The organism is Ralstonia mojiangensis, assembly GCF_023955645.1.
Taxonomy (GTDB): domain Bacteria; phylum Pseudomonadota; class Gammaproteobacteria; order Burkholderiales; family Burkholderiaceae; genus Ralstonia; species Ralstonia mojiangensis.
This window is the reverse complement of the sequence record NZ_JAMXHU010000003.1, coordinates 788,785-800,861: the sequence shown is the minus strand read 5'-3', so window position 1 is coordinate 800,861 and position 12,077 is coordinate 788,785. Positions and strand designations below refer to the sequence as shown.

The window sequence follows — 12,077 nt, the reverse complement described above, 5'->3', positions numbered from 1 at the left end:
GTCATAAAGCCCCCGAGCGAGGAGGAAACGTTCGCGTTCGGAAGGCAGCGCGGGCGCGTCAGACCCTGTTCAGTGCCTGTGGAGCGTGAACAGGGCTTTGCCCGGCGGCGGCTTCCCCAATCAGTACGTCGCCATCTGCGGGTCGACCTGGTTGGCCCAGGCGTGGACGCCGCCCTGCAGGTTGTAGACACGCGCGGGATCAAAGCCACCCTGCGTGATCAGATACTGCGCAACCTGCGCGCTGCGTCCGCCGTGGTGGCAGATGCAGGCGATGTCTTGGTCAGCATTCAGCTCGCCGGCACGCGCCGGGATCTGATCCATCGGGATGTGCGTGATACCAGGAATGGCACAAATCTCCAACTCCTCCGTCCAGCGCACGTCGAGCAGGACGGGCTTCGCGCGCGATGCGTCGGCGAGCCATTGAGCGAGGGCGGTGGGAGCGAGCTGTTGCATGATGATTGGGGAGCCGGGAGTGGTCAGAAGCGGAAGAGCGACGGTGCGGGAACGCCCACCAGCGGCGCCACGTACGTCTCGAACAGGTTGCGCGTTTGATATTCGGTGTTCGAGATGCGCGTGATGAGTTGTGCTTCCATGACCGGCGCCCCACCCACGAAGATCGACAGGCGACCACCCACCTTGAGCTGCTTGAGCAGTGCTTCCGGCACGGCGGGCACCGAGCCCGATACGCAGATGACGTCGTACAGGCCATCTCCCCAGCCTTGCGCGCCGCTGGCTTCGACCACGTCGACGTTGGTTACGCCGTTGCGCGAAAGATTGTCGCGAGCGAAGGCGATGAGCTCCGGCACGATGTCGAGCGTGGTGACCTGGCGGCCGCGATGGGCCAGCAGAGCGGCCATGTAGCCGGAACCTGCACCCACTTCCAGCACGTCTTCATGCTTGCGCACAGCCAGTTCCTGCAGCACCCGGGCTTCTACGCGCGGAGCCAGCATGTTCTGGCCGCCGGCCAGGGGGATTTCCATGTCGACAAAGGCCAACGCGCGGTAGGCCTCCGGCACGTAGTGTTCGCGCTTGACGACGCTGAGCAGGTCGAGAACGTCGGTATCGAGCACGTCCCAGGGACGGATTTGCTGCTCGATCATGTTGAACCGGGATTTTTCGATGTCCATGGGCATGCCTTCCACGCGGAGCGAGTGATGCAAATGAGGGTTTGACGACAAACCCGGCATTTTAGCAAGTCCGGAGGACAATCCGGCAGACATTGTCATGACGCGGCGCCTTCATCGGGGTTGCCAGGACCTTCTGGCAACGTGCGCCATGGTTGCGCGGTGAGGGCGGGCGGCGGCGGAATCACTGGGCCTGTCACTGGATTGCGAAGCACGCCGTGCAGCAGCAGCGACACGACATGGGCGATGAATGCCTTGGGTTCCAACTCCCGGTGCGAGCACGGGCCGAACGAATGCTTCCACATCATGAGGAAGATCATCGGCGCGACCATGGTCAGCGTGGTGAGGTCGATGTTGACGTCGCGGAATTCGCCGCGGGCCATGCCACGTTCGAGGATGCGCGCGAACAAGCGGTCGCAGCGCGCGATGACTTCTTCGTGGTAGTACTGCGCCAAGTCGGGAAAGTTGCCTGATTCGGCCATCAGCAGCTTGGTCAAGCCCGAAGCCGGCGATTCGCCGATCAACTCCCACCAGCCCATCAGAATCTCGTGCAGCAGCGCTTCGCTGGTGCCATCAAAGCTGTCGATCAGGGCCTCGCCCTCGGCCAGTGCGGGCACCAGGTTTTCCTGGACCACGGCCTTGAACAGCTCTTCCTTGTTGGCGAAATACAGGTAGACCGTGCCCTTGGATACCCCGGCGGCCGACGCCACATCTTCCAGTCGCGTGGCCGCATAGCCGCGCGCCACGAACAGGTTCAGCGCGGCGGCGACCAGTTCCTGGGGGCGGGCCTCTTTGCGGCGGGTCCAGCGTTTGGAGGAAGACTCGGAATCTTGATCAGTCACGGCGGTAGGGCGTCAGTCAGTGCGCACGGTCACTGACTCACAGATAACTTACTTTCCGGTCATTAATGTACGCATGCCGCAAGGGTGGGTCAAGCGGCATCGGCATTTGTCAATCAGACTGGGCCTCGATTGTGCTGGTGCACAATAGCGGTTTCCGCCCCGATTTCGTTGACTAGGACAGCATGGACTGTCGGCCCCACTGCGGCGCGTGCTGCATCGCGCCTTCCATCTCCAGCCCCATTCCAGGCATGCCGAACGGCAAGCCGGCCGGCGTGCGCTGTGCGCAACTGGACGAGGCCAACGGTTGTCGTATCTTTGGCCGGCCGGAACGTCCGGCGGTCTGCAGCAGCCTGCAGCCCGAGCCCGACATGTGCGGCGGCTCGGCCACGCACGCCATGCAGTTTCTGACCCGACTTGAAATCGCTACCGCAGCGCACTGATTTGTCATGACCGATTCCACGAAACCTGCCGCCCGCTCCAGCCGCGTCCGCTGGTGGGCGGGTGCGGCCGCTGTTGCAGTGGCCGTTGCCGTCACGCTCGTGGCTTGCATGCCGACCGGCTGGACCGGTGACGGCTACACCTTTTCTCGCGGCCAGATGCAGGACGCGCTTGCGCGCAAGTTTCCGTTCCAGCGGCGCTTTCTCGGCTTCTTTGACGTGACGCTGTCGAACCCGCAGGTGTCGCTCGACCCCGCGCGCAACCGCATCGCCATCCAGGCAGATGCCGTGGTGCAGAGCGGTCTGTTCCGCCAGCCGCTGACGGGGCCGCTGGCCGTATCCAGCGGTTTGCATTACGACGCACCCACGCATTCGATTCGCCTGGATCAGCCCAGCGTCGATCGCTTCGATTTGCAGAACGTGCCCGGCGGCATCGGCCCGCAGATCAGTTCGATCGGTTCGTTGATTGCCGGCCAGCTGCTCAACGACTACGCCGTCTACACGTTCAAGCCCGAACAGTTGAAAGTGGCTGGCATGGCCGTGGAGCCCGGTACAATCACGGTTTTGCCCGAAGGCGTGCACGTTCAGGCCAAGCGGCCCTGAATTCTGCTGCGCGCCCAGCGCTTCATTTTCTTTTCCCTCTTTGCTTACTGCATGGATATCGCACTCGCCATCAAAGCGCTGATTCTCGGCATCGTCGAAGGTCTGACCGAGTTCCTTCCCATTTCCAGCACGGGCCATCTGATCCTCGCTGGCCAACTGCTCGACTTCAATGACGAGAAGGGCAAGATCTTCGAGATCGTGATCCAGTTCGGCGCCATCCTGGCGGTGTGCTGGGAGTTCCGTCACAAGATCATCGACGTGATCAAGGGGCTGCCGAATGATCCACGTCAGCAGCGCTTTGCGATCAACGTGATCGTGGCGACGATTCCTGCGATCACGCTTGCGCTGATCTTCGGCAAGGCAATCAAGGCGCATCTGTTCAACCCGATCGTGGTGGCGTCGGCGTTCATCCTCGGGGGCTTCGTGATCCTGTGGGCCGAATGGCGCGAACGTCATCGCGGCGAGACGCATGACCCGCGCGCCAACGCGCTGCTCGAAGCGGCCAAGGCTGGCGCGCCACGCATTGAAACGCTGGATGACCTGCGCATCTCCGATGCCATCAAGGTGGGCTTTGCGCAATGCTTCGCGCTGATTCCGGGCACATCGCGTTCGGGCTCGACCATCATCGGCGGCCTGCTGTTCGGGCTGTCGCGTAAGGTGGCCACGGAGTTCTCGTTCTTCCTGGCGATTCCCGTGATTTTTGGCGCGACGGTGTACGAGCTGTACAAGTCGCGCGCGCTGCTGTCGGCGGACGATCTGTCGATCTTCGCGGTGGGTTTTGTGGCCGCATTTATCTCGGCGTTCTTCTGCGTGCGCTGGCTGCTGAAGTTCATTGCCACGCATGATTTCCGCGGCTTTGCGTGGTACCGGATCATCTTCGGGGTCATCGTTCTGGTGACGGCTTATACGCACCTCATCGCCTGGCAAGCCTAAGCCACCGGCGAGCATTTCCCTTCCTCGGTGCGAGGCTTTCGCACCGTCTGCACGATCGGGCGGATTCGGACACACTGGCAGCCTCTTTAGCCAGCCGCTGACTCCGAATCTCCCGATCATGAGTGCTCTCTTCCAGCCTTTTTCTTTGCGCGGTCTCACGCTTGAGAACCGCATCGTCATTTCGCCGATGTGCCAGTACTCGGCTGATAACGGCCAAGCTACGGCGTGGCATCACACACACCTGGGCGGTCTGTCGCTTTCGGGTGCCGGGTTGCTGATGATCGAAGCGACCGCGGTGTCGCCGGAAGGGCGCATCACCAATGGCTGCCTGGGTTTGTGGGACGACGCGACCGAAGCTGCGCTTGAGCGCACGCTGGCTGCCATTCGCCAGAACGCCCTGGTGCCGATCGGCATGCAGATCGCGCACGCGGGCCGCAAGGCCTCAAGCGCTCGCCCCTGGGAAGGCGGTGCATTGTTGGCGCTCGATGCCGGCGGCTGGGAAACGATGGGTCCGTCCGCGTTGCCGCAGCGCCCCGAAGAGCGCGCCCCGCGCGAAATGACCGATGCGGACCTCGCCCGCGTGCGCGATCAGTTCGTCGATACCGCACGCCGCGGTGTGCGGCTTGGCCTGTCGGCCATCGAGCTGCACGCCGCACACGGCTACCTGCTGCACGAATTCCTGTCGCCGATTGCCAATCAGCGCACCGATGCCTATGGCGGTTCGCGTGAAAACCGCATGCGTTATCCGCTGGAGATTTTTGATGCGGTGCGCGCCGTGGTGCCGGACAACATCCCGGTGGGCGTGCGCGTGTCGGCCACCGATTGGGTGGAGGGCGGTTGGACGCCGGAAGATTCGGTGGTGTTTGCGCAGGCGCTGCGTGCGCGCGGCTGCGATTGGATCGATGCGTCGTCGGGCGGTGTGTCGCCGCTGCAGCAGATTCCGCTGTCGACCGGCTACCAGGTGCCGTTTGCCGAGAAGATCCGAAACGAGGCCGACATCCCCACCTTCGCCGTCGGCCTCATCAACGAAGCACGCGAGGCGGAGGCCATCGTTGCGCAAGGGCGTGCGGACTTGGTCGCTGTCGGCCGGGCGTTCCTCTACAACCCGCACTGGGCCTGGGCGGCCGCCGCTGAGCTGGGCGCGACGGTCAAGGCGCCGCCGCAATATTGGCGCGCTTTCCCGCGCCACGCCAAAAACCTCTTCGGCGATACGCATTTCGGCGCACGCTGACGGGCGGCAGCCTGCGCGGACGTGGTTAGGCCCGCTTGCGGAAGACCACGTCCCACACGCCGTGCCCGAGGCGCAGGCCGCGCTTCTCGAACTTGGTGACGGGGCGATAGTCCGGGCGTGGCGCGAAGCCGTCAGCGGTGTTTTCCAACGTCGGTTCGGCGGACAGCACTTCCAGCATCTGGTGGGCGTATTCCTCCCAGTCCGTCGCGCAATGCAGATAGCCGCCCGGCTTCAGGTGGGCCGCCAGACGCGCCACGAAGGGGCTTTGGATCAGGCGTCGCTTGTTGTGGCGCTTCTTGTGCCACGGGTCGGGGAAGAACACATGAATCCCATCGAGCGTGCCTTCCGGAATCATCTGCGCCAGCACCTCCACCGCATCGTGCGAAACGATGCGGATGTTGCCGATCTCGCGTTCGCCGATCAGCTTGAGCAGCGCACCGACGCCCGGCTCATGCACTTCCACGCCCAAGAAATCGTCGTCCGGCCGCAATTGCGCGATGTGCGCGGTGGTCTCACCCATGCCGAAGCCGATCTCGAAGATGCGCTTGGCGCCGGTGCGGCCGAAGGCGGCGTCCCAGTCGAGCGGCTCGGTGGTGTAGGGCAACTGGAAGCGTGGGCCAAGCTCATCGATGGCGCGCTGCTGGCCGGTCGACGTGCGGCCGGCGCGGCGCACGAACGAGCGGATGCGGCGCGGGTGGCCGCTTTCCGCGCCCGTCTCGGCGCCTTCCGCGGTATGGGTGTCTTGCGATTCCGGCGTGATGTCGTCGGGGCCGGTGCCCGGTTGTTCGATGGGCTGCATGGAGATCCCGTGCCGGTTGCCCGTCGGTGGAATGGCGGGCGAGCAGGCAACAAAAAAGCCGCCGAGGGCGGCTTCAGACTGTTCGGTGGAGCGGGCGATGGGAATCGAACCCACGGCTCTAGCTTGGGAAGCTAGGGTATTACCATTATACGACGCCCGCGTAGCCGACCATTTTATGCGGGGTTGCGGGAGTTGGGCAAGTGACGGCAACGCGTCGATGAATTTAAAGTGACGTACACGCCTTTCCCAAGGCGGTCACCTGAAGTCGGAGGCAACAACGACGTGCGCGGCATCGACGAAATCAACGGCCAACGTCCGATTCTTTGTCGGTGGCATACCGCCCCGATGGCTTCTCACGCCGCCGCACCGTACTCCTCTTGTTCTCATCCCACGCAGGAAACACCGTCGAGCGCTTGACCACGCCATACGCAAAGCTCGTGTCGATGGCGGCGATGCCCGGGATGGCATGCAATTGCCCGCGCACGAACTGCTCGTAGTCCTGCAGGCTTTCCACCAGCACGCGCAGCAGGTAATCCGCCTCGCCGGTCAGCACATAGCAATCGAGGATCGCGTCGATGGCGCGGATGCGATTTTCGAAGGTAGTGACCACCTCCCGCGAGTGCTGCTGCAGACGAATATGCACGAATGCCGTGACCGGCAGCCCGTACGCCTCTTCATCAACGATAGCCGTGTAGCCACGGATGATGCCCGCGTCTTCCAGCAACCGCAGCCGACGCAGGCAGGGTGAGGGCGACAGGTTCACCCGCTCCGACAACTCCTGGTTGGTCAAGCGGCCTTCTTTCTGAAGGGCGGCAATGATCTGCCTGTCTTTCTTATCCATGTGATTTTTCCAGAGTGGCAGGTTCTGCCAAAGCGACGCGCAGTATTAGCGGAAATCGCAAGATACTACTTTTTGTACTGGGGCATTCTGTCTCCATTCTGAAAGCGAGGGTGGCGGCATGCGTGGTTCGACATTGACGGTAGGCGTGGGCGCGCAGGCCGGGCGAAATGCCTTCCAGGCCAACCCGCTGATCGGGTATGCGGCGATGGTGCTGACGGTGCTGATCTGGGCCGGGTTCGCGCTGTCGATCCGAGCGATTGGCGCGTCGCCGCTGGCGCCTGCCGACGTAGCGCTCATCCGATTCGGCCTGCCGACCTTGTTGCTGTTGCCGTTCCTGCCCGCCCGCTGGCCGATGCTGCGGCGGGTGAAGCCGCTCAGCGCGCTGATGGTCCTGGTGGGCGGCGGCGTGCCGTTTTTCTTCATGGCCTCGGCCGGCGGCAAGGTGACATCGGCCGCCCACGTGGCTGCGTTGATCGCGGGTACGACGCCGCTGTCGGTGGCGCTGATCGCGTATGTGGTGGACCGCCAGCGCATCGCTGTGGCACGCGGGCGGGCGATCGCGATCATCCTCGCGGGCGTGCTGCTCTTGCTGGTATCGCAATCGCACGCGTCGCACGGCACGTTTGTCGCGGGCGCCGCATTGCTGTTGCTGGCAAGTCTGCTCTGGGGCAGCTACACGCTTGGGTTGCGCCGGGCGGGGCTCGATGCCATCGGTTGCGCATTGCTGCTGAGCGTGCCGTCCTTTTTGCTGACTGCGCTGCTGGTGAGCCTGGGCGTGGTCGACAGCCATGTCGGGCACTTCACCGTGGCCAACGCCATGCCTTTCCTGCTGGCCCAGGGCTTGGGGGTTGGCGTGATTTCAAGTCTGTCCTACGCGCTGGCGATTCGTCATCTGGATACACCGCGCTGTTCCGCCATTGGTTCGCTGGCGCCCGCGCTGGCCTGTCTGGGGGCCGTGCCTTTGCTCGGTGAATCGCTGACGCTGACTGTTGCATGCGGCATTGCCGTGATCACCGCTGGCGTGATCCTCGCAAACCGCGCGTAGACCATCGCATCGCTCTTCCGGAGACCACACCATGCTCGCAACTCTCGCCACCGTTGCCCCGGACCCGCTGTGGGGGCTGACCGCTGCTTTCCGCGCGGACCCTCGCCCCGACAAGGTCGATCTCGTTGTCGGTGTCTACCGCGATGACTCCGGACAGACGCCGGTCATGGCCGCAGTGAAGGCCGCCGAAGAGCGCCTGGCCGCCGCCGGTGCCTCCAAGGCTTACCGTGGGCTGGCCGGCAATACCGACTTCAATGCCGGATTGGCGACGCTGCTGCTCGGCAACGACGTAGGTCGCCTGGCACGCCAGCACACGATGCAGACCGTGGGTGGGACCGGCGCGCTCAGATTGCTCGCTGACTTCATCGCCGTGGCTTCGCCCGGTGCTCGTGTTTGGGTGTCTGACCCTGGCTACGTCAACCACGTGCCCATCATGCGAGCGGCAGGGCTTGCAGTGGACCGCTACCGCTGGCGTGCCGAAGGCGGGGTGCTCGACGCGGATGCCATGTTCGCGGACCTGTGGGCTGCAGGTGCTGGCGATATCGTTCTGCTCCATGGTTGTTGCCACAACCCGACCGGCATCGACATGGGCATCGATGTCTGGCAAAGCGTGGCAGAGCGCTGCGCCAAGCAGGGCCTGATCCCGCTGGTCGACATGGCCTATCTGGGTCTTGCCGACGGTCTGGAGCAGGACACCGCGGGCCTGCGGTTGCTCGTCGATGCGCTTGATACGGTGCTGGTGGCGGCAAGCTGCTCGAAGAGCATGGGTCTGTACTGCGAACGCACCGGCGCGGCGATGGTGATTGGCAAGAACAGGGCTGCCCTGCAGCCGGTGGGCGGCGTGCTGGAGCGCATCACACGCAGCAACTATTCGATGCCGCCCGATCACGGCGCGGCCATCGTGGCTGCCATCCTTGCCGATGTCGCATTGGCGGCGTCCTGGCGTAACGAGTTAGAGCACATGCGTCAGCGCATCGTGGGCAACCGGCGCCGCCTTGATGACGCATTGGCCAGTCTGGGCGCTCCCGTTTCGCTACAGAATCTGTCGCGGCACAAAGGCATGTTTTCCATGCTGCCGCTGGATGCCGATGCCATGGAGCGTTTGCGCGTAGATCACGCCATCTATGGCACCCAGGGCGGCCGGATCAATATTGCCGGGCTCGCACCGGACCAGATCGACCGGGTGGCCGGCGCACTCGTCGCCGTGGCTTCCGACATGGCTTGTGCGTTGGCCTGAACGACCTGGATGACTTCGCCTTGAACCCAGGCAGCGCGCTCTGCACTGTCTGGAAGCAGGTCGCGCTCACATCGGTGCCGTTGCCTAACGCCGCAGCGCCATCGCCTGCATGGCCGCATCCACGAACTTCGCAGCGGCGTGTTCGCCCGCCATTGGGGCCGCAGCCTTCGCGCACGCCGCAACCACGTCGCACAGCGATTGCGGGTCTTCCTTGCAGGCACGCAGCAGCGGCATGGCGGTTCCCGCAGCCGAACCGAAGTGCTGCACAGCCAAACGCATCAACTCGACCTTGACCACGTTGGGCAACACGTCGGCCAACTCCGGCGGAACGGCAGGCAGTGGCACAGAGAAAGTCTGGACCGGAGCCGCAGGCGGTGCGCTTGGGTCATTGGCCGCTGGCTCGTCGATGGGGGCAGCTACCGCTTGCAGGCCGAGCGTCATTCCCGTCAACGGTGGCAGTTCGTCGTAGATGAGCGACAGGGCAGCGGGGATGCTGTCGCCAGCATCGTCGAGCAAGGGACGGTTGAAGTGGGTGATGGGGTCGAACGGTTGGGCGGCCGTTGCGTTCTCACGCGAGATCCCCGGCAGAACGTCGACCATGCCAGCCTGTTGCAGCCCCACCAGCAGTTCGTCTAGGTCCGGCCAGTCGCTCAGCAGTTGATGCAGTTGGCCGACCGTGCGGGCACCGTCGATGAGGATCAGCAGATGGCGCTGGCGCATCTGCATGTCGTGGCGGCGCTCGGCCAAGGCTTCACGGCCGTCCTCGGTTTTGACGAGGACGTTCGTCGTTGCAAGCATAGTGATTCCCCGTTAACCAGCTCGCCCGGCATCTTGATGTGCCGGTGCAAGCTGTACGTTAGTCATCACATCCGGGCCGTGCCATCGTTCAATTGGCGGAGATTGTGAACCGAGGGACCAACGATTGGTCTAGCTCCGCCACGATTCCAGTGCTGGTGCGGGCTCACCGGCGGTGCCGCTGTTCTGAGCCAACGACTGGGCGTAGCTCGCATACCACGCCAGAACGTCTGGATTGGCCATCGCATCAGGGTTGGCAACGCGCTCGGGCGGCGCGCCCAGCAGCAGCTTCTTGATCGGCACTTCCATTTTCTTGCCCGAGAGCGTGCGCGGCACGCCGGGCGCCTGTACGACCACGTTGGGCACATGCCGGGCCGACAGGCCTGCCTTGATGCGTGCGTTGATCGTGCTGCGCAGCGTGTCGTTGAGCGTCGCGCCTTCGCGCAGCACGACGAACAGCGGCATGAACGATTCCCGGCCGAGAAATTCTAGGTCGACGACAAGGCTGTCGAGCACTTCGGGCAGGTCTTCCACCACGCGGTACAGCTCCGCCGTGCCCATGCGGATGCCATGGCGGTTGATGGTGGCGTCCGAACGCCCGTAGATGATGGCGCCGCCGCGCGGGGTGATCTTGATCCAGTCGCCGTGGCGCCACTGGCCGGGGTACATATCGAAGTAGCTGTCGCGGTAGCGGTTGCCATCGGTGTCGCCCCAGAAGAAGAGCGGCATCGACGGGATGGGTGCCGTGCAGACCAGTTCGCCCACCGCGTCGATGAGGGGTTTGCCAGCTTCGTCCAGAGCTTCCACGCGCGAGCCGAGGTTGCGGCATTGCATCTCGCCCGCATAGACGGGCAGCGTGGCGACGCCGCCCACAAAGCATCCGGCGAAGTCGGTGCCCCCGGAAATCGGATTGAGCCAGACGTCGGCCTTCACGTGGTGGTAGATCCAGTCGTACGCCTCGGCTGAGAGCGGCGAACCGGTCGAGCCGACCGCACGAAGTTTCGACAGGTCGAAATCGCGACCGGGCTCGATACCGGCCTTCAGGCAGTTGGCGAAGAACGCTGCGCCGGCGCCAAAGAAGGTCACGCCCGCATCCTGTGCGAAGCGCCACAGCGTATTGAGATCGGGCGTGCCAGGATTGCCGTCGTAGATGGCGAGCGTCACGCCGCCGAGCAGGCCGCTAGCCTGCGAATTCCACATGACCCAGCCGGTGCTGCTGTACCAGTGATAAACGTCGTCCGGACCAAGGTCGAGATGCAGCGCGCCCATCATCGTCTGCACCAGCAGCAGGCCACCGTGGCCATGCACGATGGGTTTGGGCATGCCGGTGGTGCCGGACGAATAGAGAATCCACAGCGGGTGGTCGGCAGCGACGGGCGTGACGACGAGCGGTACGTCGTTCGCTGTCAGGTCGCGCCAGTCGCGGGCCGCCGGGAAGCGCGCGCGGTTGATATCACCGAGCAGTTGCGGCACGACGACGAGGTGTTCGACCGTCGGCAGCGCGGCGACCATCTCCGCGACCACGTCGGTGCGGTCGAACGCGCGCCCGCCGTAGTGATAACCGTCCACGGCGATCAGCACCTTCGGTTCGATCTGCCGGAAGCGGTCCGTTACGGCCACCTGGCCCATGTCAGGTGCGCAGACGGACCAGATCGCCCCGACGCTGGCCGTGGCGAGAAACGCCACGATCGCGTCCGGCGTGTTCGACAGATACGCGGCAACGCGGTCGCCAGGCACCACGCCCATCTTGCGCAGCGCATCCGCCAGCGAGGCAACGCGTTGGCGCAGTTCGCGCCATGACAGGTCGGCCAGCGGTTTCGTCTCGCTGGCGTAGCGAATGGCGGTGCGGTCGGGGCTGCCGCCTTCTTCCACATGGCGCATGACCTGATCGACGTAATTGAGCTTTGCGCCAACCAGCCATTGCGCGCCGGGCATGGTGCGCTCGCCGAGCATGCGCGTGAAAGGTGTCGAGGCGCGCAGATCGAGGTAGTCCCAGACGGACGTCCAGAATGCCTCCAGCTCTGTGGTTGACCAGTCCCACAGCTCGGCGTAGCCCTCGGACGTGGTGGCTGAGAAGCGCAGCCCGCGTTCGCGCGCAAGCCAGTCGAGGTAATGCGTCAGGCGCGCGCGCGCGATGAAGTCAGCCGATGGCGTCCACAGCAGGGCGCCTTCCTGGATGGTGCTCATGTG

Annotated in this window: 13 protein-coding genes and 1 tRNA gene; 6 read left to right on the top strand and 8 right to left on the bottom strand. The window is 64.3% G+C overall.

Annotation, left to right across the window (positions count from 1 at the left end):
• Nucleotides 1-120: 120 nt before the first annotated feature.
• The 3 genes from NG898_RS15930 to NG898_RS15920 form a co-directional block, all read right to left on the bottom strand.
• Nucleotides 121-453, bottom strand: coding sequence for a rhodanese-like domain-containing protein (locus NG898_RS15930; RefSeq protein ID WP_252693327.1), 333 nt, complete (start codon nt 451-453; stop codon nt 121-123).
• Nucleotides 454-476: 23 nt separating this feature from the next.
• The gene (locus NG898_RS15925; protein ID WP_175537113.1) at nt 477-1,127 is read right to left on the bottom strand and encodes a protein-L-isoaspartate O-methyltransferase family protein; all 651 of its coding nucleotides are present in this window, start codon (nt 1,125-1,127) and stop codon (nt 477-479) included.
• A gap of 95 nt (nt 1,128-1,222) precedes the next feature.
• On the bottom strand, nt 1,223-1,966 hold the full coding sequence (locus NG898_RS15920; protein WP_252693326.1) for a TetR/AcrR family transcriptional regulator: 744 nt from the start codon (nt 1,964-1,966) through the stop codon (nt 1,223-1,225).
• Between the two features lie 182 nt (nt 1,967-2,148).
• Between NG898_RS15920 and NG898_RS15915 the strand changes: the two genes are divergently transcribed.
• The 4 genes from NG898_RS15915 (at nt 2,149) to NG898_RS15900 (ending at nt 5,170) form a co-directional block, all read left to right on the top strand.
• Complete coding sequence (locus NG898_RS15915; RefSeq protein ID WP_252693325.1) at nt 2,149-2,406, top strand: YkgJ family cysteine cluster protein; 258 nt, start codon at nt 2,149-2,151, stop codon at nt 2,404-2,406.
• A gap of 6 nt (nt 2,407-2,412) precedes the next feature.
• Entirely contained in the window at nt 2,413-3,006 is a 594-nt protein-coding gene (locus NG898_RS15910; protein ID WP_252693324.1) for a DUF1439 domain-containing protein, read from the top strand.
• Nucleotides 3,007-3,057: 51 nt separating this feature from the next.
• The gene (locus tag NG898_RS15905) at nt 3,058-3,939 is read left to right on the top strand and encodes an undecaprenyl-diphosphate phosphatase (protein ID WP_004629568.1); all 882 of its coding nucleotides are present in this window, start codon (nt 3,058-3,060) and stop codon (nt 3,937-3,939) included.
• Nucleotides 3,940-4,057: 118 nt separating this feature from the next.
• Complete coding sequence (locus NG898_RS15900) at nt 4,058-5,170, top strand: NADH:flavin oxidoreductase/NADH oxidase (RefSeq protein WP_252693323.1); 1,113 nt, start codon at nt 4,058-4,060, stop codon at nt 5,168-5,170.
• Between the two features lie 25 nt (nt 5,171-5,195).
• On the opposite strand, the gene trmB is transcribed toward NG898_RS15900, so the two are convergent.
• From trmB to NG898_RS15885, 3 genes are all read right to left on the bottom strand, one after another.
• Entirely contained in the window at nt 5,196-5,969 is a 774-nt protein-coding gene (gene trmB / locus NG898_RS15895; protein ID WP_252693322.1) for a tRNA (guanosine(46)-N7)-methyltransferase TrmB, read from the bottom strand.
• A gap of 86 nt (nt 5,970-6,055) precedes the next feature.
• A tRNA-Gly gene (locus NG898_RS15890) sits at nt 6,056-6,129 on the bottom strand.
• A gap of 141 nt (nt 6,130-6,270) precedes the next feature.
• Complete coding sequence (locus NG898_RS15885) at nt 6,271-6,810, bottom strand: Lrp/AsnC family transcriptional regulator (RefSeq protein ID WP_252693321.1); 540 nt, start codon at nt 6,808-6,810, stop codon at nt 6,271-6,273.
• Nucleotides 6,811-6,928: 118 nt separating this feature from the next.
• Between NG898_RS15885 and NG898_RS15880 the strand changes: the two genes are divergently transcribed.
• Nucleotides 6,929-7,855 (top strand): DMT family transporter, encoded by a 927-nt coding sequence (locus NG898_RS15880; RefSeq protein ID WP_252693320.1) that lies wholly within the window; start codon nt 6,929-6,931, stop codon nt 7,853-7,855.
• A gap of 31 nt (nt 7,856-7,886) precedes the next feature.
• On the top strand, nt 7,887-9,092 hold the full coding sequence (locus tag NG898_RS15875) for an amino acid aminotransferase (RefSeq protein WP_252693319.1): 1,206 nt from the start codon (nt 7,887-7,889) through the stop codon (nt 9,090-9,092).
• 84 nt (nt 9,093-9,176) lie between these two features.
• Here NG898_RS15875 and NG898_RS15870 read toward each other — a convergent pair whose 3' ends face one another.
• A complete protein-coding gene (locus tag NG898_RS15870; protein ID WP_252693318.1) occupies nt 9,177-9,890 on the bottom strand; it encodes a hypothetical protein in 714 nt (237 codons plus the stop codon).
• A 129-nt stretch (nt 9,891-10,019) separates the two neighbouring features.
• Nucleotides 10,020-12,074, bottom strand: a complete 2,055-nt coding sequence (locus tag NG898_RS15865; protein WP_252693317.1) for an acetoacetate--CoA ligase — start codon at nt 12,072-12,074, stop codon at nt 10,020-10,022.
• Nucleotides 12,075-12,077 lie beyond the last annotated feature (3 nt).